The organism is Virgibacillus sp. M23 (assembly GCF_034190895.1).
GTDB classification, from domain to species: domain Bacteria; phylum Bacillota; class Bacilli; order Bacillales; family Amphibacillaceae; genus Virgibacillus; species Virgibacillus salarius.
This window is the reverse complement of sequence record NZ_JAWDHA010000006.1, coordinates 17,642-39,617: the sequence shown is the minus strand read 5'-3', so window position 1 is coordinate 39,617 and position 21,976 is coordinate 17,642. Positions and strand designations below refer to the sequence as shown.

The window sequence follows — 21,976 nt, the reverse complement described above, 5'->3', positions numbered from 1 at the left end:
CCTACCTCGTCTAATCCTAATTGTTTTAATTACTAAATTTTCTCCTAATCAATTTGTACATCCCCGCTTCAGATGTAACAGATAAAAGCGAATCGATAAATGTTTCATCAATTAATGCACGAGAAATGGTACTTAGTGCTTTTAAATGCTCTTGATTTTCTCCCTCAGGAATCGCTAATGCAAATGTGATATGGACAGCTTTTTTATCCATTGATTCCCATTCAATTGGTTGAGTAAATTTCACAAGCATCAATGCAGGTTTTAATACCGTTTTATGTTTACAATGCGGAATCGCTATTCCATCTTTAAACCCTGTGGTCACTTCTTTTTCTCTCTTTTTCAGTCCTTTATAATAGGATTTAGAAGATTTAACAATTCCAATACGTTCTGCAAATGAAGCAATAAAACGCAATACGTCATCTTTCGTTTCTATATCTGAATTAAATACAACATGATTTGCATCAAACATTTCATTTATCATCTTTTACTCGACCTTTCTTTTCGTAAGTCCAATAATTATGGCGGTTACTAATACACCCATCATGACGCTAAATATCCACGTAACAAAAGGAATTGGCTGTTCAATATACCCTATAAATGCTCCTAATGGTGATCCTATTCCTCCATAAAACTTAATTCCTAATCCAGCAGCAAGACCACCAGCAACAGCGGAGCCGGCAACAAAAGCAGGTATCATTCGAATAGGATCTTGTGCTGCAAATGGGATAGCCCCTTCTGTCACACCAACAATTCCCATGCCAAATGCACTGTTTGCAGACACCTTTTCTGTTTGGGAAAACTTTTTCTTAAAAAGTAAAGATGCTAACCAAATTCCTAGTGGAGCGACTGAAATAGCAGCCTGTGTTGCTGTTTGTGGAACAAAATTTGCTCCCTCGATTCCATATTTTGCAACTGTATCTGTAAAAACGGCGGTACCAAACACTAAAGCTGTCTTGTTAATCGGTCCCCCTAAATCAAATCCAACCATAGCTCCGATAATGACACCGATAATAACAGGAGCTGCCGCATAGTTTTCATTTAAGGTCGTTAACCCATCGTATAAAAAGTTCATCATGGAGGCCATTGGATTTCCGACCACATATAAGACAAATAGTGCTATTAAGAGGGTACTTATTAATGGAATCAGCATAATTGGAACAATTGGTTGAATCAATTTAGGATATGGGATTTTTTTAAGTAGCTTTACCAAATACCCGGCAGTAAAAGCAACAAGTATCGCAGCTAAGAAGCCTCCTCCGGCTTCTGAACCAAGCATTTCTGCATCATTAGCAATATAAGTCCCTATCATAGCAGCAGCGATAGCTGGTTTGCCTGCAATTGAATTTGCAACAAACCCAGCAAAAAGTGGAATCATTAATAAGAATCCGACTTGTCCAACACTAAATAAATTGGCCATTAATTCGCCCATTGCTGTTGATGTATCAAATCCCCATTCAACAATTCTTCCTGCCTCATCGCGTTGAAATGCATAAACATTTGCTATAGCTAAAATAAGACCAGAAGCAATTACCATTGGAATCATATATGAAATTCCAGCCATAATATGTTGGAAAAAACCACCCTCATCCGTTTTTCCCATTTTTGCAATACCAGCCTTTGTACCTTTTTCTCCATAAGGTTTCGCTTCATTCAAAGCGCTTTCAATTAATGCATCAGGATTTTTTATTGCTTCAGATGCCCTGACACGCATGACACGCTTCCCAATAAACCGAGACATATCAATATTTATTTCAATAGCTAATATAACCACATCAGCTGCTTCAATTTCCTGATCAGTCAAACCGTTTTCAATACCAATTGACCCTTGCGTCTCCACCTTAATCTGATATCCTTTTTCTTTTCCAGCTTTTTCAAGAGATTCAGCAGCCATGTAAGTATGAGCTATTCCAGCAGAACAAGCTGTAACCCCAACAATCTTTTTCTGTGACATGTATATTCCACCTTCCTTTACAACGTTTATTTATGAACTATTTTCCTCTTACACTTTCTATGGTACTTAAATATAACCTCTCACCGCCTAATCATTTAATGAATACTTATATGAATACAATAATTACAATGCCTTTTAGCTCTTGCACCTCATTATATGTTCAAATTGTTTGAATGTATATACTTTCAATGAAACCTGTTTCAACTATCAATTTTACAGCATTTAATGAAAATACTTTCATAAATCAATTATTCAGTTTTAAGCGAATATAAAGATGTAGCTGATTAGGAAAGTAGAGGCCAGAGGAAATCAACTATTGAAATTAAAGGCTCAGGGGGGGTTATAGAGAAAATATCGAAAAAAAAAGCCTATGGGGCACTTTGTAAGATTGGGAAAGTAATGTATTGTAGCTAGCAGGATTCGTATTTTCCCTTCCAAAAGTAGCAATTCCTATCAAATTTCTCATACAAAATAAGCTTGTTTTTCTAGTATGGTTCATGCTTATTAACAGTCGTAGCAGAATACAGGAAGAGATATTTTAGCTACGAAATACTTTCGAAGGACACACGACTCAATTAGCACGATCATTACAACAATTACCTTCATGATTTAACATTCTTAAGGACAAAGCTTGCTCTCTGCTTCACCCCTATTTTTGGTACCTCAATAAGCTCATAATCAAGTTGCTCATAAATCCTAAACATAGCTTGATAAGTTACGACCGCTTCTTCATAATCTTGTTTTCTCTCATCATCATTTTGGTATATGTCCTTCCAAGGTGGTAAAATAAATACCTTTTTATTATACCTGTAGCTTTTGACGGCGTAGTCAAGCTGTTCCGAAACAGGAATGTTTATTAAATATGTATAGGTAAGCGTATCTGGAATGCCCCGATCGAAAAATAGGGGTTGGTTAGAGGGATTCGTCAATGCTGAAAGATAACTTTCTATGGATTGAACTAGCATGAGATCACGATATTTTGTTACATTTCCCCAAGGCAGAGCATCACCATTCGAAGCAAGCTGTGCTTTAATAATCTCCCTTGCAACCTCAGGAACAAACGATTGATTATGTTTCTTTAATTCATGCAACAGGGTCGTTTTTCCAGATCCTGGTCCTCCGGTAATAATGATAAAGTCATTTCTTACTATACGATTCATTAGAAAATTCCTTTCTTTGTTCAAAAATAAGATGCTATCTATTTGTAGCATACTGTGAAGTAATAAATGGTAGTGAATCGTTTATGTAATTTCGGCATGATATATGTAGAAGAATTATTAAAATCCTGGCGTTATAGGAAAAATAAAGAGAAGGATCAAATCTTATTGGGCTGATTGGGGAAAAAAAGGATTCGGGTAAAGTTTAACGTTTTAACAATCGCAAATGTTGTAAGCTCAGATAGATAATAATATGCCCTTGTTAGAAATAGTGATTTTCAACTCCTACTCCGTTAACAGAATAAACTTCGTGCTAGAATACCATCGCCTCTTATGACCGCTAATAATTGAAAGAAGCAAATGTTCCAAAGTGTTCCACACGCCTCAGCTTTATCACTAACCTAGGTTTTCTTGTATAGAATTTCCTTCGGATTTATTATAATTAATATAATTGCGAAAGCAAAATAAGCAAGCATAACATATACCAAAATATCTAATAATTCTCCTTTTATCAACACAAGAGAAAAATTAAATAGTTGGTGAGAAATAATTGGTATCATTAGGTTCTTATTTAGGTTGTAGAACAGCGTCATAATAATTGAAAAAGATATAATTCCAATCATAAAAAGTACGATGTACTTGATTAAATTGACTGCAGTATAGCCTGAGACAAACCATAGTGGGGTATGCCAAAATCCCCATAAAACGCCTACTAATAGGGCTGATTTCAAGGGAGAGTACTTTTTTTGAAGTTCATTTAAAGCATATCCTCTCCAACCTAATTCTTCACCTAAAGGTCCCCTTACTAAATTATCTAAGAATGCAAAGAACAATAATCCAAGACCTGCAAAGGATAGTGTCAAGTTTTGAGTATCGTTTGTAATGGTTAGAAGAAATAAAGTCACAGCGACTATTTATTAATTGTATATAAAGAAAGTGATTGTTAATTGAATTGCCAACCACTAATAACTTGAAAAGCTACTATTGCAACTGCTATAGCTGGACCAACGATAAGAACTCCAATGAACAATGATTTTAATATATCTCCTATAATGAAGAGTGGTTTGCCACCGTTTTCCATGTCATCTATTTTGTTGCTCCTATGCTGTAATGATTTATTTATATTTTTTAACTCCTCTAAGATTTGGCGTTCCGTACTATTTTCCATATCAAATCTCTCCTTTCAGATTTACGAACAGAATTGAGCCAAGAAAATTAATGGAACATGGTATCTCTATTGTTTCATACCAATTATCAAAGTAGTTTGACTGCTTTTAAGTTAAAAGTTAAAGCCCCTTCCTAAAAGATAGTGGGGCTTTGCTTTTTCGATGACCTATCCATAATACTTTCCATAAATAAATGGTTACTGCTAGCAATCTTCGATTCTTGTTTTACATATTGATACAAGTTGTCTTACCTTCAGCTGTATACCAGCACTTCTTTTTCTTGTCCCATTTTTTGAATATCTTCCTTTTTGAATGTTCCTTCTATAAAGTTCTGATGCCATACCATAAACATAAGAACTGTCCAAATTTTCCTGCTATAATCAACTTTTCCCTGACAGTGCGCTTGAAGTAATTGTAAAATGTAATCCTTGTGTAGCAAATGATCTGTTTCACTGTTTCGAATAAGTTGTTTAGCCCAACTGTTCAATTCATTTTTCAACCAATGGCGAATAGGTACTGGGAAGCCTAACTTCTTACGATCAAGTACATGATCAGGAATAATCCCACGAGAAGCTTCTCGGAGAATCTGTTTTGTTGTACCATTAGCAATTTTCATATCAACAGGAAGTTGCCTAGCAACCTGAAAGACTTCTTTATCCAAAAAAGGCACGCGTAATTCAAGGGAATTAGCCATTGTTACTCGATCTGCTTTTAATAGTATGTCACCACGCATCCATGTATTAATATCAATATATTGCATTTGATTTACCAATGGATATTCCTCTACATTATCAAATAGTGATTCAGTGATTTGCTGATATTGTACATGGTCGTTGTATTTCTTTAATAGTTTGCGTTTTTCTTCTTCTTCAAACATCTTAGCATTTCCAATATAGCGGTCACGTAAAGGAGTTGTACCACGATACAGGAAGCTTTTACCTTTTACACCTTCAGGTAAAACAGCTGAAACTTTAGCTAGCAAACCTCTTACAGGTGCTGGAACGGAATCAAATACCTTTAGGGATTCCGGTTCACGGTATATATTATAGCCACCAAATAGTTCATCAGACCCTTCTCCGGATAAAACTACTTTTACATGTTGACTTGCTTCCTTTGACACAAAATAAAGTGGCACACAAGAGGGGTCAGCCAATGGATCATCCATATGCCACATTATTTTTGGTAGGCTATTTATATATTCTTCAGGAGAAATAATTGTAGCTATATTTTCCACATTTAATTTATCTGCAGTTTTTTTAGCTACATCCATTTCGGAAAATCCTTCTCGTTCAAATCCTACTGAAAATGTTTTAATATTTGGATTGAATTCCCTCGCAATAGAAACAATTAAGGTTGAATCAATCCCTCCAGACAAAAATGATCCTACCGGCACATCGCTACGCAAATGCTTATTCACCGAATCGTACATTACATCTTGAATTTGTTTTATCCAATCATGTTTGTCCTTAGTTACTGGCTGAAATGTAGCATGCCAATATTGAGTAAATACAATTGATTCACCTGGTTTCTTTTTAAAATAGTGACCAGGTTTTACCTTTTTTATCCCACGGGACAATGTCATTGGTTCTGGGACGTATTGAAAGCTGAAGTAGTGTTGTAATGCATCTAGATTTACTTCCTCCTTTTCCATCATTAATGAGATACTTTTCTTCTCTGAGGCAAAGCATGTCCCTAAATCATTTTCATAATAGAAAAGCGGTTTAATTCCAAATGGATCTCTTGCACCATAAAATTCTTTCCTTTCTTTATCCCAGATTAGAATAGAAAACATTCCTCTTAAGTATTTAAATGCCTCCTCTCTATACTTAACAAATAAAGCTGCAATCACTTCTGTGTCTGAATCAGTGTCAAAGTGATACCCCTCTTTAATCAGGTCTTGTCTAAGTTCTAAATAATTATAAATCTCCCCATTAAAAACCATCCATATTTGCTTATCATTATAGCTTAATGGTTGTGTTCCACTCTCTATATCAATAATACTTAATCGGCGGAACCCAAATGATACATAGGAGTCAAAATAATATTGCTCCTCATCCGGACCGCGGTGGGTTATAATATTATTTTGTTCCTTAAATTGCGCAATATCTTGTTCAGATCTTTCCATTGGAGTATCAAATAACATACCTACAAATCCACACATATCATATATCCTCTCTAAAAAAGGGAAGGCCCTATCAAAATTGTAATATTAACGTTACATTAAAGTAATGCAATAGAAATATTTTAACATAAATTTAAATAAAGAACCATCATTTAAATGATATGTAAAATAATGGTTTTACATGAGAATCAAAATTATATCTGAGTACACACGATCCTATAGAAATTAAGCAATTTCTTCATGATAAGACATTTTTAGAAGTGAAGCATTATTTCATTAGAGAATTTACTTGCTTTCATTAATATTGGAGACATTCATAGAAAACTCCTCAAAACTTAATTGTCCTAAGGCAAACTTCATACTTTGAACAAATATACGTTCATTTTTAGTTAGTTCTCGTTTTGCTTCCTTTTCAATCCATTCATGCTCTATGTCCAAAATATCCAAAACATGCTTTTGTTTTGAAAAAGCTTCATAGTATCTTAATCCAAATTTTCTTTGGGAGATTGCATCAATATGAATGCCATCTGGATTTGCTGTTAAGTCTTTTGATGTTACAATATAGCAATTTTTTTCGGTATGAGCTACTTTAGATAATATCTGGTTTATTTGTTTATATTCTACAGCGCTTTTTCCAAATCCGACCTCTCCAAGGTAATGGCCCAATTCACCGATAATAATCGGGATATCTGGTGCATTCAATTCTTTTCTCAAGTGTTTAAATAATGAAAGCAATTTATCTTCATACGTCTGATAACGTTCTCCGTAACTGTCGCTTTCTCCTTGATGCCACAGAATTCCCACTATTTCACTTGTTTCCATAGCGAATTTTGCTTCAGAAATCGCATGTCTTGTTAATAGTCCATCAATTGACCACTCATCAATAGAGCTTCCTCCCTCGGCACAGGTTATTAGCCCAATGGACTCGCCCTGATGATCCTCTGTCCATGCCTGAGCAAAAGAGGCTGCCGGCCCAATACCAGATACGTGACGATCAAAATTAAGCGGTTCTGCCATCATTTGCCATCTGCCGTTTCGCAACATATGTATGTGCTCATTATAAATCGGCGGTACATCCTCAATAAATCCTCTGCCTGCCATATTTGATTGTCCGATTAATAATATAGATTTCATCGAAAAACCTTCTTTCTTTGTTTGCAATGGTCTAATTAGACTAAATGGGGTTAAGAGTATTACTCAATTAGTCTTTTTGTCAAGTCAATTTTGTCTTTATTCAACTAAATAGCCCTTTAATGAAAATGAGCGCTGACCCTTATTCGGAAAAGCGCCCGTTAACGGAATAAGCAGTCCTATCAGTTCGTTAAAATCACTTTGCCTTGATTTCCCCTCGATAATTCAACAATCCGAACAGCTTCCTGTATTTCCGATAAACTGTGATATGATTTAGGTCTCATAAGCCTTAATTTTTTACCATTAACCAATGTTATTAAATGGTTAAATGTCTCCTGCCAAACATCGGCTGAGACTCTTTTATTCCAATGCCGCAAATGAAATAACTTTGCGTTCACTTTTGCCTCATTAAAAGCTAGATCATTACCGACTGATCCCCCAATTGAATCAATAGCTGCATCGGCCCCAAACCCACCAGATAGATCCATAACTGTTTCACGTAATGGATCTATAGAGGTATTAATTACATAAGAAGCACCAAGCCTTATTAGATCCTTTGAATACTCATCATTCCTAGTTATCGCAATTAGCCGGAAGCCCAGCACTTTAGATAATTGGGCAAAAATATGCCCGATAGATGAACCACAGGCATTGACTAAGAGGATATCATTTGGTCTTAATCCTAACTCCTGAGTACAGATGACCAAGGCTGTAATTGGATTTATGTACATTTGCGCAGCTGTAAAGTCATCAATAGAATCTGGAATTGCCACTGTAAATTCTGCTGATGTTTTAACAAACTCCTGCCAAGTACCTTCTCCCCTTAGAGGCAAAACCCGCTTGCCAATAAGATTTTGAGATAACAAGGAACCTACGTTTTCGACAATTCCAACTCCCTCATAACCCGGAATATTTGGTAAAGAAATCCTGTGAGAGTAAGCACCCCTTATCGGTATTAAATCAGATGGGTTAATTGGTCTAGCTACCATGCGTACAAGAACCTCGTTTTCTTTTGGGGGTTGAATGTCTTTATATTCAACTTTAAGTACTTCTTGGGGGTTGCCAAATTCATTGAATTTAAGGCATTTAGCTTTCAAGAAACCCTCTCCTTTGGTCATAAAAAATTACATTTATTGTAAACACATTTTCTTTCCTAAACAGTTCCATGTTCTTAAGCAATCTGCCCCTTTTCTTAAACACAGGACGCAGTTGTTTATTCCAGAATCGCGACCGATTAATGAATGTTTCATTATTATTAAGCCAAACGGTTTGATTTTTGATGTAAAGTGTTATGCAACTTTTTTCGGTATATATGCTGAAAAAGTTTGCTATCAATTTTATTACCACTGAACTTTCCAATGACTTTACGCACATCTTTATCATAAACAATTAGTTCTTTATAGTTTTTATTATTTAAAAGGTCTTGAAACCACTTATATTTCTTCAAGCGGTTTATATTACTACAAATATCTTCTTCATCGCCTTTTAAAAATGGTAAATAAAGACCAATATTTAAAAATACAATCAAAGCTAGGATGAAAAAATAAAATATAAGTTTCAAATTACCCCTCCTGAAATAAAGCATTTAATTGAAATACGACTGCTCTTATGAAAGGTTTCATTTTATTAAACATTATGGGACCTATAGAAGCGCAGCTCTTATTCTACAACTGCGACCGATTCTGGAGTACGGTTATAAGATCTCTGAGTAGAAACAATCATTAACTAGGCTTTTAACTGAAGAAAAAAAGGAAACTCGGTTTCTACAATTGTAGATGTGGATAAGCATTTCTATAACAATATGGCCCGATTGAGGCGCAATTCCAGATAGGTGACCTAAGTGTTACCTGTTATTAATTTTTCAATGAGACTCCTTTGGTTTCGTTTTCCTTGCTGATATAAAGATTCCAGAAATAACTAGAGATATAATTGGAAAATATATATTCCAAGATGTGAAACTAATCTCCAAATCAGGATAATAATATTTTGCATACCATACTTCATACAACAAATTAAGAATTAATGTCACTAAAGGTCCGACAAAGATTCTTTTAGTAGTAACTGCTGACAAAACACCTAATCCAATTACTACAATAGGGACTATGACCAATTGCATTAAAAACTGGTCTATCGATTCAATAAAGTTCATATCAGTTCCCCCAATATTTCACGAAATTATACAACAATATGACCCAGCTCTGAAGCACACACATATTCAAGAAGCGAAGCGCGCCCTTTTCTGGAATAGTCTTACCTTAATTATTCTTGTCGTTGGAAAGATTATTGTCGACCTGAATATATTGATTTTCAGTTAATAAAACTCGAATAAACTCGGCTACATTTTTTGGAGAGACTATCGCTATATCATATTTCCGATGAATAATCTCTATTCTATCAATGGATAGTGCAGGTCCTGCCAATGGATTTTTTGTAGCATTCAATCTTTTTATTTCATTAATCTTCACTGTGCTTCTAAATGGGCCTGATTTGATTTTAATAAGTCCTTCTTCAATTTTATAACCAGTTCCAAACCACAACCATAAAAGCAGACAAATTATTAGCAAACCTATAATATAGCTTACTAAGCTTTTATAAGTTATCATCTGCCAGCCCATTAAAAGTGTTACTCCCCAAATTATTAAAGCTAACCAATTGTCTTTCTTGGATGGGAAATACAAATTAATCGTCCCCCTTGTTTTACTCAATCAAATGGCCCAATTCTAGAACACTACTTATTCAACAACTGCGCCCGTTTGCGGCATAATGTAAATGTTATGATTCCCGAGATACACTTCCTGAATTACTGTGGCTTTATATTTTCGGAATGACTTTGATTGAATCTTTTTATATATTTGTTTTTCTTAGTAAAAAACGCAAAAATTACATTTATAAAAACTGGCAGTAAACTTAATAAAAAGAATCCCCAATTATTTGTAATTAAAGATAATGCTAAGAAGAAATCGATTACACTGGATAAAATGTAAACAGTACGTTCAGAAAAAACTTGAACTTCTGAGCTGTATATTTTAGCCATAATCAATAAAAGGACCATCAAATTGATCCCCATTCGTATGAGCCCAGTCATATAAAGCACTGTAAGCGTAACTAATAATGTTATAATTACCTATATGTATGGTGTAGATATAATTTGTTTCCTCCCCAAAAAAATTTTAATCTAGTATCTTTTACTTTCTCTTCTAATATTATTTGTTAACATACTTCTACATCAAACTGAGAAAAAATGATTACATTTCTTTCGTCATGTAAACCTGTTGAGCTATTGTTTGAAATCCAATCTGTTTCAAAATGGTAAGAGGTAATTCGCTTTTGGTAATCGGTAAATTAGGAATTGTTCGAATGATATCATCCTTAAAATCTCCAAAAACCTCCCCTAACATAAAATAGACAATTTCCTCACTATCTGTCAGGTCTGGTTTCGACTCACACTGAAACAAAATAGTACTTAGATGTCTCCCTTGAGAATTAAATATTTTTTGATAATAAGCATAGCCAAGTTCATTTCCACTATCATCTTTGACGATGATCCCTTCACCATTTTTGGCACTTTGCCATTGCGTTTGCCAAGGATTCATTGTTTTATAAAACAGAAGTTGACCTATTTGCTGAGGTGCTACTCGTTCGACATTATATTTTCTATTTGAATCTTTAATCGGATTTTGTAATAACTTTCCCTTGAGTGTTAAATACTCTAAATTGTCATAGATTAAATAGCCCATATTTTTATATAGAGAAATGGCTTTAGTATTATTACTTATTGCCTCAAGTGTTGCTAGATCTACTCCTTCTTCTTTTAAAATAGAGAGAGTTGACTCTATTAATATTTTTCCAACTCCTTTGCTTCTATATTCCTTAGCAACACCTGTTCCTCCATTCCAGGCAACTTTTTTTCCTTTAACCTTTCTTACACCATTCATTACAATTCCTATAGGTTGGTTATCTTTAAAGGCTACTATAGATAATAAAGGTGAAAGATCTTCATTGACCATCCTTTTTATAAGATTTTCAGGAGTCGTTGTCGTATCAATATAATACCCCGCAAAACCTTCATTCCAAGATTTTACAGCTTCAGCTATTGTACAATCTATCAACCTTTTAATTTTAATCATGTTTTTAATTCCGCCAATCTTATTTAGTAATTTTCAAGAAATTCTTCCTATAATAGAACTTGGCTGTACTGACTCTTCAATTTTATTCTACAATATGGTTCTTTTTATGAAGAAGGCGCTTTCCTTATTTAAGAAAAGCGCCCTTTAACTTAATAAGAAACCCCCTTATTCAAATACTACCATTTCTCCGACATCTATAAATCCAAATCGCTTATAGATACTTTTCCCATCATCTGAAGCCTGTAATACAACTGGTTTTTGTTTATCCTTTGTTTGATTTAAAAGAAATTGAAACATTTCGCTGCCAAAACCTTTACCTCTAAATGCTTCTTTTGTCATCACATCATAAATACCGTAACTATCTTTGCTTTCTATTAATAAACCAGTAGTTACAGTCAGTTCACCTATGCATCCAATAAACATTTGAACTTCTACACCTAATTTTTCTTGTGAAAACCTATTAAAATAACTTTCTAATGCATCTTTTTCTGGTGAACCTCCAAATAGGCTCATAAAAACCTCTTTATATTTCATAAGTTCTTCATTACTTTTCACAGGGGTAATTATAAGCTGATGGGAATTACTTTGACTAACATTAAGCGTATTTTCAAGTTTCATCATTACATTACGTTCTGTTTCTTTAAGGTCATATTCTTGCATAAGTTCTTTCCATTCATCGTTTAAAAATTGAGCATCAATCCAAGTACTAAAGGGATATCCTTTAAAAGAAAAATTATCGATTCCATATCTAATCTTAACTGCATTTTTGATAGTTGGAGATTTTGGTAATAATACATTGAATGTATCAGTGGGGACTTTTGTATTCGCTATGACGAAATCTTCTTCACTTGTAAGTTCCCCACTAACTGCATGCGTAAATACTTTTAATTTTTCTTCAAAATTGTTGATTACAAATTGTTGATTTTTAATCATGTTTTTGCACCTTTCAATATATTTGTAGCGCGCTATTTTTTAAGGTCAATTAAATTCTAAATAAACTGTGTTCACAGTATTTATATCCTCCCATAATTTTCAGAAAACATGGAAGCGATTCATTTTCTTTTCTCAGTAATCTGGCCCGATTAATTAAGTGCTTATTCCAGATATAGCCCGATTGCAGGAAACTGTAAACCGATACTTAAACCTACACTTTTTCATTTAAACCTATAACCTTTAAGAAATCTTCCACTTCATCAGTTTTACTACCTGATTTTAAGTGATGCACCATATTCTTATTTTCTATATAAATAAAGAAATGATCTTCTTCCTTAGTATAGAATTCTACTTCTCGCCATTGATTCTCCAGTTCCCATTTCCTTTTACCTTAATTGATCTCACTATTGTCAAGGTCAAGTGCTACAAAATAGCCGTCCCAACCGTCCACTTCATCTAACTCATGAAGTATACGGTCATAATTATAAAATGTCTCCTTATTCCTTCTTATATTTTCTGGACTTCTAATACCCTCATATGTGTCCAGCCAACCTTCGGAACAAACTTTAGAAATTCCTTCAACATGCTCTGGCAATCCTCTTTTAACTACAATCATGCTATTTCCTCCGTTTATATTTCCTTATGATTTTTAATTGGGAAATGAAAATCACTTCTCCAACAAACTGGTCCGATAATGAAAATGAGCGCTGACCCTTATTCCGAAAAGCGCCCGATTGTCTTACTATGCAGCTTTATCTCGATATAAAATCAACGTAAATACATTTAGTAAAATGGTGACAACAACAAGTACTGCTGAAAGAAAGGCCACAGCGCCTATTGTATCCATCAAGGCAGCCCAATCTTCAATTTTCACCAAATGAAGATTATAAAAAATTTGTAAACATATAGCGATTGCACAAGCGCTGAAACTGATGATAGAAAGGGTGACCCATTTCTTATTATTTTGGTTTTTATTTCCCAAAAGACTAACAATAGGAATTATCCAAGCTACTAATCCAAGTATCAAACTGCCGATGTTAAGCCAACCAGCATCGAACATATTTCATCCCACCTCATTTTTTTCGATTCACCTTCTCAAAGCCTAATTAACAATAAATTATTCAATTAAATGGCCCGATAATGAAATCAAGGCGCTTCTTACTTCCATTAAAGCACCCGATTCCGGAAGATTACTTCCTAAGAAGGGAATAAACATATGTATCATATGCTTTTCCACCTTGGTACATATAGTCTCTTAAAACTCCCTCTTTTTGAAAACCTACTTTTTCTAATAATTTATTCGATGCATCATTTTCAATAAATACAACAGCACCTATACGGTTTAAACCCATAAGATCAAAACCATATGAAAGAACTTTAGATACAGCTTCTGAAATGTATCCTTTTCTCCACTGTTCTGGGTGAATTTCGTAACCAATTTCAGCTCGTTTATGTTTTGGAGACCAAGCATTGAAGCCAATTGTTCCAATTATGCCGTTGGTTCCTTTTCGCTCAATACCCCATCGTATGCCTCTTTTTTCACTATAGTTTTTTGAGAAGAAGTCTACGAATTTTTCTGCCTCTTCAATACTTTTCAATGTTTCCTGTCCGTAAAAACGTGTTAGATCGTCGTTAGAAAAACAAGCAAAAATACCTTCTGCATCTTCATTTGTTAATTCTCGTAATACTAGTCTATCTGTCTCTAATGTAGGAAACATATAATCTCACCCTTTTTTTAGTTTCTTAATTTGGAAATTTCCCTTTAATAACAATTATTTCAAAGTGCTATAAATTCCACAATCCCCATATTCCAGAAAATGGCCCTTTAATGAAAATGACCACTGACTCTTATTCCGGAAAAGCACCCTTTTCTGGAACAGTTGCTACTTTCCCTGTTCTTCAAACCACTTCAATGCCCTTTGTTCCATTTCTTTTACGAAAAGTTTTTTAGCTTTGCTGTAGTAAGCTGTATCGTCATATCGTTGAGCCAATTCTTCTTTCAAACATCTGTATTGCTCAACTTCTTTGGGATGGGTTCTTAAATAATCCCGAAAAACTAAATGCCGTTTAATTTGGGGATTATCAAACTGGTAAACATGGATATGATGGGTTCTCTTCTCTCCCCCTTTGCGAAATAATCGTCTACCTTGTATGCCCCATTCTCCAGCAACGTCATATCCAAGTAAGCGCATTTGGTCATTGAACATATCAATTTTTTCAATGTCTTTAACTAGACACATCATATCAATAACAGGCTTTGCATTCATCCCTAAGACGGAAGTACTCCCAAAATGTTCAAACCTGATTATTTCATCACCCAACACTTCGCCCAAAAATTGAGCCTCATCTTCAAACATTTTACTCCAATTTTCATCATACTCCGATAACCTAACTTTCAATTGTATCTCCCCTCGTAAAGCATTTTGTAATTTATCCTTACTCCACATAATGGCCCGTTTCACCACATAGTTTATTAGTATCATCTTCATTAAGTATAATAGTTGAGTAATCGATTATAGTATGATTATCATAAGTAAATGGATGCTCTAAATTGTTCTCATCTTCCAATACTCTTGGTAGATATCTTTTTAAGTTGCTCATTACACCCCTATTATCATAATCTAATATCCAATTAATTGACTTCCATTCTAATATACCTTCGTCAGTGTTTAAGGGAGTATGAATATGAACTTCATCTGGTAAATTAGCAAGAAATACATAGTTTCTTTATCATTATGCAAAACATTTTCTATCCAATCCCTTTGCTGCTCTACTGTCTTATTAAATTCATCTGAAGCAGTTGTTAAGAAAGTTCATTCTAGTACAACCTCTTTTTGTATTTGTAAAACTCTTGAAGCATCTTCAGCTTTTGCTGTTCGGATAACAATATCTTTAGGCAACTCATTCACTCCTTGATCTTCAATTAAATGGCCCTATTGAAGCGCAGCCCTTATTCTACAACTGCGCCCTTTTGCAGAATACCGTTCTGTACATCTATGTATATCAAAGTCATTTATTACAACTAAAGCGTCTCATCCAATTTCTGAATCTTTGACTGGGAAATTAAATACACATTGCCTAAAATGTCGATTTTGTCTCCCTTTATACGGACAGCGCAGTCTTTGTTCGACGCATAAATATTCATTTGTTCCGATAAGGGAGACAGTTCACTTTGAACCAGCGCAATGTTATTTTCAAGATCAAAATGTGACAGGACGGAAAAGTCGTCAAGGCCGATCCCGTCGTAAACAGAGCTTATTTCAACTTTATATCCAAGGCTTTTTGAGCATAACCATTTTGCGGACATGTTGATTGCACCAGCACTTGCTCCCATCACAACGGCTTTACTCTTTTTAATCAAATCCGACATTTCATATTCCATCAAAAAGTCATTTTGATTAAGGGTGTTTCCACCCAACAAGAAAATGGTTGATGCATTTTGAATTAATACGTGGGCCTCTTCCTTTTGTACGCGATAATTAATTAAATAATATTCATCAAATATAATGTCAGCCTGATCAAGCCACGATCGTTCAGTAGCACCATCACCTTCATATAAAAATGGATTTGAGCTAATCATTACAAGCGATTTTCTATCTACTATATCCTCTTGTAAAGCCCTACTCAAGTTCTTTGGAAAAAAATCGTTAAACCAACCTAAATAATAGTGAGTTTTCATTTTCATAAGTACCCCCGTAGCAAAATATAAATAAGATTTCTACTTTCTAAGTTTAATGCCCCTTTTCTTCTTCAAGAATCTGGCCCGATTCAGGCATAGTGTTTGTTGTTCCACAACTGCAGTTTGAACAATATAGTTGTTGCCCAATTCACCGTCTGAAGCCAAATACTAGGACAAAAACTTGTTTTTTTATTCAAACTCTACAGGTACTGCTCCTACACCATCACCAAATAAAATACAGGCAGATCGATCTTATAATCAGTAACTTTAGATACAGCTTCTACTCCAATGTCAAGAATTTTTTGTAAATTCAAAGTGATTAATCCATTGGCTACATGCAATCCATAAGTAAATCCTGTACAAGCAGCGTTTAAAACTATCAGAGCACAAATTGGGCACAAACATAAAATCCATTATAAAAACCCTTGCCACAAACATCGATGTGACAAGGGTTCCTAGTTGTTAACCGATAGAACCTTCCATTTCAAACTTGATAAGACGGTTCATTTCGACTGCATATTCCATTGGAAGTTCTTTTGTAAATGGCTCAATGAAGCCCATTACAATCATTTCTGTAGCTTCTTCTTCAGATAAGCCACGGCTCATCAAGTAAAAAAGCTGCTCTTCGGATACTTTGGACACTTTTGCTTCGTGCTCCAATGAAATATTGTCATTATTAATTTCATTGTATGGAATTGTATCAGAAGTCGATTCGTTATCCATAATTAGCGTATCACATTCAATGTTAGAGCGGGCACCTGTTGCTTTTCTTCCAAAGTGAACAAGGCCACGGTAAGATACCTTACCACCATGCTTCGAAATAGATTTTGAAACAATGGACGATGACGTATTTGGTGCTAAGTGATGCATTTTTGCACCAGCATCCTGTAGCTGACCTTTACCAGCAAGTGCGATAGATAACGTCATTCCACGTGCACCTTCTCCTTTTAGTAGAACTGCTGGATATTTCATTGTTAACTTCGAGCCAATATTACCATCAATCCATTCCATCGTTGCGTTCGCATCACAAGTCGCACGCTTGGTAACTAGATTATATACATTGTTTGCCCAGTTTTGGATAGTTGTATAGCGGCAATACCCATCTTTCTTAACGAAAATTTCAACTACCGCACTATGCAAGGAATTCGTTGTATACACTGGTGCAGTACATCCTTCAACATAATGCACAGATGCACCTTCATCGACAATGATCAATGTTCTTTCGAATTGTCCCATATTTTCCGAGTTAATACGGAAATACGCTTGTAGAGGTGTTGAAGTCTGAACACCTTTTGGTACATAAATGAAAGATCCACCTGACCAAACTGCTGAATTTAACGCTGCAAATTTATTATCCGTAGCAGGAATAACTTTCCCGAAATATTCTTTAAAGAGTTCTTCATTTTCTTTAAGAGCAGTATCTGTATCTTTAAACACAATTCCTAGCTCTTCTAGATCTTCTTTTAAACTGTGATATACAACCTCAGATTCATACTGTGCAGATACACCTGCCAAGTATTTTTGTTCCGCCTCAGGAATTCCTAATTTATCAAATGTCTGTTTGATTTCGTCTGGTACTTCATCCCAAGTTCTTCCTTGTCTTTCTGATGGCTTTACATAGTACACAATTTCATCGAAATTTAGTTCAGATAGATCGCCACCCCATTGCGGCATTGGGCGCTCGTAGAAATGCTCAAGTGCTTTTAAACGATAGTCAAGCATCCATTGCGGCTCTTCTTTCATTTTTGAAATTTCTTCAACTACTTCGCGAGTAAGACCTTTGCCTGAACGAAAAACCGAGACATCACGATCATGAAATCCATATTTATACTCTTCGATTTCCGGCATGTTTTTTGCCATTGATAAACCCTCCTTCAGGTATAAGTATAAAGCTAATAGAGAAATAGCAATTACCTTATTATTACTCTTTTACACCCTTTTCCATTGCTTTCCAGGAAAGAGTTGCACATTTAATACGTGCAGGAAATTTCGATACACCTTGAAGTGCCTGAATATCTCCTAAATCTAACTTATCCGTATCAACATCTTCTCCCAGCATCATTTTTGAAAAGAGACTGGACATTTCCAATGCGTCATCTACTTTTTTACCTTTAATAGCTTGTGTCATCATGGAAGCCGAAGCCATGCTTATAGAACATCCTTCTCCATCAAACTTCGCATCTTCTACGACACCATCTTTTACCTGCATTTGAAGTTGAATACGATCCCCACAAGTAGGATTGTTCATATCGACAGTTAATATGTCTCCTTCCAAACTTCCTTTGTTACGTGGGTTTTTATAGTGATCCATTATAACTTGTCTGTAAAGTGTATCAAGGTTATTAGAAGACATTACCAAAATACTCCTTTGTTATCTGAAGTCCATCGATTAACCGATCAATGTCCTTCTCTGTGTTGTACATATAAAAGCTTGCTCTCGCAGTTGCTGTCACATCAAGCCAACGCATTAATGGTTGCGCACAATGATGACCTGCGCGCACAGCAATTCCTTCTGCATCTAGAACCGTTGCAGTATCATGAGGGTGAACATCCTCTAGATTAAACGTAACCAATGCAGCCCGTTTTTCTGGACCATAGATCTTTATTCCATCTATTGTTTTCATTTGCTGCATGGCATAATCAGCTAATTTTTGTTCATGCGCAGTAATTTCCTCCATACCGACTTGGTTAAGAAAGTCAATTGCTGCTCCTAAACCGATAGCACCAGCGATAATTGGTGTTCCCCCTTCAAATTTCCAAGGAAGCTCCTTCCAGGTGGAATCATAAAGGTTTACAAAGTCAATCATTTCCCCACCAAATTCAACTGGCTCCATATTTTCAAGTAGTTCTTTTTTTCCGTACATAACACCTATCCCTGTTGGTGCTCCCATTTTATGACCAGAAAATGTATAAAAATCGCAGTCCAAATCTTGAACATCAACCTTCATATGCGGGGCACCCTGTGCACCATCGATCAGTATGACGGCACCATGATCATGCGCAATTCTTGCAATTTCCTTAATTGGATTCACAGTACCAAGTACATTAGAGATATGAGTTATAGCGACAAGTTTGGTTTGATTTGTTACTGTTTGCCGAACAGCATCCAAGCTAATCGTGCCATCCTCCTGTAACGGAATATATTTTAATGTAGCACCTGTAGCTTTAGCAGCCTGTTGCCAAGGAATGATATTACTATGATGCTCCATTGGCGTAATAACAATCTCATCCCCTGGCTTTAGATTTGCTCTTGCATAACTGTATGCAACAGTGTTAATTGAAGTAGTAGTTCCACGTGTGAAAATCACTTCAGCTGTACTACTCGCATGAATAAAACGTCGAACTTTTTCGCGTGCCCCTTCATAAGCCTCCGTTGCTTTTGTTCCCAGTGTATGCACACCACGATGTACATTGGAATTATAGTTTCGATAATAGGTATCTACAGCTTCAATAACAGCTTTTGGTTTCTGTGAAGTTGCTGAAGAATCTAAATAAACAAAAGGATGACCATTCACTTCCTGATTGAGTATCGGAAACTGTTCTCGAATGGCCTTTACATCCATTAGTAAACCTTCCTTTCAATTACCTGCGTTAATTGATTTTTTACAGCTTCAATTGGTAATTGATTTACAACTGGAGCCAAGAAGCCATGTATAATTAAACGTTCAGCTTCCTCTTGCGTAATTCCACGACTCATAAGATAATATAGCTGAATTGGGTCAACTCGACCAACAGAAGCAGCGTGACCAGCTGTAACGTCATCTTCATCTATTAAGAGAATTGGATTCGCATCTCCGCGAGCTTTTTCACTTAGCATAAGTACACGAGATTCTTGCTCCGCGTTTGCTTTAGAAGCACCATGCTCAATTTTACCAATTCCATTAAAAATAGAAGTAGATTTATCTTTCATAACGCCATGCTGTAAAATGTAGCCCTCGGAATTCTTACCAAAGTGAACAATTTTCGCAGTGAAGTTTTGTGTTTGATCACCACGGCCGACGGATACCGTTTTGGCATTAGAAAGTGAATTTTCACCAACTAAGTGTGTGATATTCTCAGAAACGGTATTCCCGTCATTCATCTGTCCTAATGCCCAATCAACTGTTGCATCACGATAAGCAACACCGCGACGATTATTATATGCCGTTGTTCCATGAGCAAAGTTATCCACAGCACCAAAGGAAATTTTCGCATTATCTTGTGCAATAACCTCTGTTACTACATTAGCAACTGTAGCTTCCTTCTCATTATGTGAGAAATAATTCTCTACATAAGTTAACGAACTACCCTCATCAGCTACGACAAGTACATGATTAAATAACGCTACTTCAGGATCTTCCTGCCAAAAAATAGTTTGTAGAGGAACTTCTACTTCAACGTTTTTCGGAACGTATACAAAGACCCCACCATTCATTAAAGCAGCATGTAATGCAGTTAAGCGATGTTCATCAATTGATACTGCATCCTTCATATAATAGCGTTTCACTAGATCATCATGCTTCTGCAGCGCTGTAAAGATATCTGTAAAAATTACTCCTTTATCTTTCAATTCTTTGCTTAGTGTATTATAAGCAACCGAATGGTTTCGTTGAATTAAGAGGTTTTCTGGAGCATTTTCCTGATCCAAGAATTCCTGAAGTTCATTTGGAAGTTCTTTTAGCGACTGAATAGCAGCACCAGTAGCCGTGTGTTTAAACTGGCTAAAATTCCATTTTCCAATTTTAGTTTTATCAGGCTTTGGTAATTCTAGAGCGTCCGCTTGTTCTAGTGCTTGAAGGCGCAATTCCAGCATCCATTCCGGTTCATTTCTTTCCTTGGAAAACTGATCAATATATTCTTTATCGTATGGCAGCTTTGTTTCAACAGTCATAGTAGTACCCCTCCTTACTTACGCTTTTTGCTCAACAGTTTCGTCTTCGATACCAAGCTCTTCTTTAATCCACTCATAACCTTCAGCCTCAAGGCGTTTCGCTAACTCTGGTCCACCAGACTTAACCACTCGACCTTGCATCATTACATGTACTTTGTCAGGTGTAATATAGTTCAATAGACGCTGATAGTGCGTAATAATTAAGCAACCGAAGTTCTCATCACGTAGCCTGTTAATACCTTTTGATACAATCTTAAGCGCATCAATGTCCAATCCAGAATCAATTTCGTCTAGAATTGCGATTTCTGGTTTTAATAGTAATAATTGAAGGATTTCATTACGCTTCTTCTCTCCACCGGAGAATCCTTCGTTTAAGTATCGTTGTGCCATGTTTTTATCAATGTCAAGATAGTCAAGCGCACTATCCATTTCTTTAATGAAATTCATTAATGAGATTTCATTACCTTCACCACGGCGAGCATTTATAGATGAGCGAAGGAAATCAGAAGTAGTTACTCCACTGATCTCACTTGGATATTGCATAGCGAGGAATAGCCCAGCACGAGCACGTTCATCAACTTCCATTTCTAATACATCTTCACCATCTAATAGAACAGACCCTTCTGTAATCTCATACTTCGGATGTCCCATAATTGCAGAAGCTAATGTAGACTTCCCTGTACCATTTGGTCCCATTACTGCGTGGAATTCTCCACCTTTTATTGTAAGGTCTACACCTTTTAATATTTCTTTATCCTCAATTGAGACATGTAGATTCTTAATTTCTAATGTTGATCCTGCCATATCGATACCTCCAAATACAATTAGTTTTATTGTTAC

23 protein-coding genes and 2 pseudogenes are annotated in these 21,976 nt (G+C 35.6%); all 25 read right to left on the bottom strand.

The window, feature by feature from the left end:
* Positions 1-25: 25 nt before the first annotated feature.
* Entirely contained in the window at positions 26-481 is a 456-nt protein-coding gene (locus RVS70_RS03670; protein WP_321132536.1) for a PTS sugar transporter subunit IIA, read from the bottom strand.
* A 3-nt stretch (positions 482-484) separates the two neighbouring features.
* Complete coding sequence (locus tag RVS70_RS03665; protein ID WP_321132535.1) at positions 485-1,951, bottom strand: fructose-specific PTS transporter subunit EIIC; 1,467 nt, start codon at positions 1,949-1,951, stop codon at positions 485-487.
* 602 nt (positions 1,952-2,553) lie between these two features.
* On the bottom strand, positions 2,554-3,111 hold the full coding sequence (locus tag RVS70_RS03660; RefSeq protein ID WP_121605588.1) for an AAA family ATPase: 558 nt from the start codon (positions 3,109-3,111) through the stop codon (positions 2,554-2,556).
* Between the two features lie 398 nt (positions 3,112-3,509).
* A complete protein-coding gene (locus RVS70_RS03655; protein WP_321132534.1) occupies positions 3,510-3,971 on the bottom strand; it encodes a CPBP family intramembrane glutamic endopeptidase in 462 nt (153 codons plus the stop codon).
* Positions 3,972-4,051: 80 nt separating this feature from the next.
* The gene (locus RVS70_RS03650; protein WP_321132533.1) at positions 4,052-4,276 is read right to left on the bottom strand and encodes a hypothetical protein; all 225 of its coding nucleotides are present in this window, start codon (positions 4,274-4,276) and stop codon (positions 4,052-4,054) included.
* Between the two features lie 251 nt (positions 4,277-4,527).
* Positions 4,528-6,435: an asparagine synthase (glutamine-hydrolyzing) gene (gene asnB, locus RVS70_RS03645; RefSeq protein WP_121605592.1), complete on the bottom strand. Its 1,908-nt coding sequence runs from the start codon at positions 6,433-6,435 to the stop codon at positions 4,528-4,530.
* 246 nt (positions 6,436-6,681) lie between these two features.
* Positions 6,682-7,530: a sialate O-acetylesterase gene (locus RVS70_RS03640; RefSeq protein WP_121605593.1), complete on the bottom strand. Its 849-nt coding sequence runs from the start codon at positions 7,528-7,530 to the stop codon at positions 6,682-6,684.
* Positions 7,531-7,709: 179 nt separating this feature from the next.
* Positions 7,710-8,624: a zinc-dependent alcohol dehydrogenase family protein gene (locus RVS70_RS03635; RefSeq protein ID WP_321132532.1), complete on the bottom strand. Its 915-nt coding sequence runs from the start codon at positions 8,622-8,624 to the stop codon at positions 7,710-7,712.
* A gap of 158 nt (positions 8,625-8,782) precedes the next feature.
* The gene (locus RVS70_RS03630; protein WP_121605595.1) at positions 8,783-9,088 is read right to left on the bottom strand and encodes a hypothetical protein; all 306 of its coding nucleotides are present in this window, start codon (positions 9,086-9,088) and stop codon (positions 8,783-8,785) included.
* A 300-nt stretch (positions 9,089-9,388) separates the two neighbouring features.
* Positions 9,389-9,676, bottom strand: a complete 288-nt coding sequence (locus RVS70_RS03625) for a hypothetical protein (RefSeq protein ID WP_026681580.1) — start codon at positions 9,674-9,676, stop codon at positions 9,389-9,391.
* Between the two features lie 106 nt (positions 9,677-9,782).
* Complete coding sequence (locus RVS70_RS03620; protein ID WP_228089198.1) at positions 9,783-10,205, bottom strand: PH domain-containing protein; 423 nt, start codon at positions 10,203-10,205, stop codon at positions 9,783-9,785.
* 567 nt (positions 10,206-10,772) lie between these two features.
* Positions 10,773-11,654 carry a GNAT family N-acetyltransferase gene (locus tag RVS70_RS03615; protein WP_026681583.1) on the bottom strand — a complete coding sequence of 294 codons (882 nt, stop codon included), beginning with the start codon at positions 11,652-11,654 and terminating at the stop codon, positions 10,773-10,775.
* Positions 11,655-11,819: 165 nt separating this feature from the next.
* Positions 11,820-12,587: a GNAT family N-acetyltransferase gene (locus RVS70_RS03610; RefSeq protein WP_026681584.1), complete on the bottom strand. Its 768-nt coding sequence runs from the start codon at positions 12,585-12,587 to the stop codon at positions 11,820-11,822.
* Positions 12,588-12,978: 391 nt separating this feature from the next.
* Positions 12,979-13,203: a hypothetical protein gene (locus RVS70_RS03605; RefSeq protein WP_121605599.1), complete on the bottom strand. Its 225-nt coding sequence runs from the start codon at positions 13,201-13,203 to the stop codon at positions 12,979-12,981.
* A 126-nt stretch (positions 13,204-13,329) separates the two neighbouring features.
* Complete coding sequence (locus RVS70_RS03600) at positions 13,330-13,647, bottom strand: hypothetical protein (RefSeq protein ID WP_121605600.1); 318 nt, start codon at positions 13,645-13,647, stop codon at positions 13,330-13,332.
* 130 nt (positions 13,648-13,777) lie between these two features.
* Positions 13,778-14,305 (bottom strand): GNAT family N-acetyltransferase, encoded by a 528-nt coding sequence (locus tag RVS70_RS03595; protein ID WP_166529768.1) that lies wholly within the window; start codon positions 14,303-14,305, stop codon positions 13,778-13,780.
* 165 nt (positions 14,306-14,470) lie between these two features.
* A complete protein-coding gene (locus RVS70_RS03590) occupies positions 14,471-14,986 on the bottom strand; it encodes a GrpB family protein (protein ID WP_121605929.1) in 516 nt (171 codons plus the stop codon).
* A gap of 37 nt (positions 14,987-15,023) precedes the next feature.
* A pseudogene (locus RVS70_RS03585) lies at positions 15,024-15,308 on the bottom strand (hypothetical protein); the annotation flags it as partial.
* A gap of 301 nt (positions 15,309-15,609) precedes the next feature.
* The gene (locus RVS70_RS03580) at positions 15,610-16,266 is read right to left on the bottom strand and encodes a Type 1 glutamine amidotransferase-like domain-containing protein (RefSeq protein ID WP_321132548.1); all 657 of its coding nucleotides are present in this window, start codon (positions 16,264-16,266) and stop codon (positions 15,610-15,612) included.
* A 192-nt stretch (positions 16,267-16,458) separates the two neighbouring features.
* A pseudogene (locus RVS70_RS03575) lies at positions 16,459-16,646 on the bottom strand (ketoacyl-ACP synthase III); the annotation flags it as partial.
* Between the two features lie 82 nt (positions 16,647-16,728).
* Positions 16,729-18,126, bottom strand: a complete 1,398-nt coding sequence (gene sufB, locus RVS70_RS03570; RefSeq protein WP_026681590.1) for a Fe-S cluster assembly protein SufB — start codon at positions 18,124-18,126, stop codon at positions 16,729-16,731.
* 61 nt (positions 18,127-18,187) lie between these two features.
* The gene (gene sufU / locus RVS70_RS03565) at positions 18,188-18,619 is read right to left on the bottom strand and encodes a Fe-S cluster assembly sulfur transfer protein SufU (protein WP_026681591.1); all 432 of its coding nucleotides are present in this window, start codon (positions 18,617-18,619) and stop codon (positions 18,188-18,190) included.
* The gene (locus RVS70_RS03560; protein WP_121605609.1) at positions 18,609-19,829 is read right to left on the bottom strand and encodes a cysteine desulfurase; all 1,221 of its coding nucleotides are present in this window, start codon (positions 19,827-19,829) and stop codon (positions 18,609-18,611) included. Before RVS70_RS03560 ends, sufU begins: the two co-directional genes overlap by 11 nt.
* Positions 19,829-21,136, bottom strand: a complete 1,308-nt coding sequence (gene sufD, locus RVS70_RS03555) for a Fe-S cluster assembly protein SufD (RefSeq protein ID WP_026681593.1) — start codon at positions 21,134-21,136, stop codon at positions 19,829-19,831. Before sufD ends, RVS70_RS03560 begins: the two co-directional genes overlap by 1 nt.
* 18 nt (positions 21,137-21,154) lie before the next feature.
* Positions 21,155-21,940 (bottom strand): Fe-S cluster assembly ATPase SufC, encoded by a 786-nt coding sequence (sufC, locus tag RVS70_RS03550; RefSeq protein WP_026681594.1) that lies wholly within the window; start codon positions 21,938-21,940, stop codon positions 21,155-21,157.
* Between the last annotated feature and the right edge of the window lie 36 nt (positions 21,941-21,976).

Bases quoted from the DNA above. Each gene is read 5' to 3' on its own strand.
- RVS70_RS03670 (WP_321132536.1), bottom strand. From the start codon at position 481: ATGATAAATGAAATGTTTGATGCAAATCATGTTGTATTTAATTCAGAT.
- sufB (WP_026681590.1), bottom strand. From the start codon at position 18,126: ATGGCAAAAAACATGCCGGAAATCGAAGAGTATAAATATGGATTTCAT.
- RVS70_RS03560 (WP_121605609.1), bottom strand. From the start codon at position 19,829: ATGGATGTAAAGGCCATTCGAGAACAGTTTCCGATACTCAATCAGGAA.
- RVS70_RS03595 (WP_166529768.1), bottom strand. From the start codon at position 14,305: ATGTTTCCTACATTAGAGACAGATAGACTAGTATTACGAGAATTAACA.
- RVS70_RS03600 (WP_121605600.1), bottom strand. From the start codon at position 13,647: ATGTTCGATGCTGGTTGGCTTAACATCGGCAGTTTGATACTTGGATTA.
- RVS70_RS03665 (WP_321132535.1), bottom strand. From the start codon at position 1,951: ATGTCACAGAAAAAGATTGTTGGGGTTACAGCTTGTTCTGCTGGAATA.
- RVS70_RS03615 (WP_026681583.1), bottom strand. From the start codon at position 11,654: ATGATTAAAATTAAAAGGTTGATAGATTGTACAATAGCTGAAGCTGTA.
- sufU (WP_026681591.1), bottom strand. From the start codon at position 18,619: ATGTCTTCTAATAACCTTGATACACTTTACAGACAAGTTATAATGGAT.
- RVS70_RS03625 (WP_026681580.1), bottom strand. From the start codon at position 9,676: ATGAACTTTATTGAATCGATAGACCAGTTTTTAATGCAATTGGTCATA.
- RVS70_RS03605 (WP_121605599.1), bottom strand. From the start codon at position 13,203: ATGATTGTAGTTAAAAGAGGATTGCCAGAGCATGTTGAAGGAATTTCT.
- RVS70_RS03640 (WP_121605593.1), bottom strand. From the start codon at position 7,530: ATGAAATCTATATTATTAATCGGACAATCAAATATGGCAGGCAGAGGA.
- RVS70_RS03650 (WP_321132533.1), bottom strand. From the start codon at position 4,276: ATGGAAAATAGTACGGAACGCCAAATCTTAGAGGAGTTAAAAAATATA.
- RVS70_RS03660 (WP_121605588.1), bottom strand. From the start codon at position 3,111: ATGAATCGTATAGTAAGAAATGACTTTATCATTATTACCGGAGGACCA.
- sufC (WP_026681594.1), bottom strand. From the start codon at position 21,940: ATGGCAGGATCAACATTAGAAATTAAGAATCTACATGTCTCAATTGAG.
- sufD (WP_026681593.1), bottom strand. From the start codon at position 21,136: ATGACTGTTGAAACAAAGCTGCCATACGATAAAGAATATATTGATCAG.
- RVS70_RS03610 (WP_026681584.1), bottom strand. From the start codon at position 12,587: ATGATTAAAAATCAACAATTTGTAATCAACAATTTTGAAGAAAAATTA.
- RVS70_RS03580 (WP_321132548.1), bottom strand. From the start codon at position 16,266: ATGAAAACTCACTATTATTTAGGTTGGTTTAACGATTTTTTTCCAAAG.
- asnB (WP_121605592.1), bottom strand. From the start codon at position 6,435: ATGTGTGGATTTGTAGGTATGTTATTTGATACTCCAATGGAAAGATCT.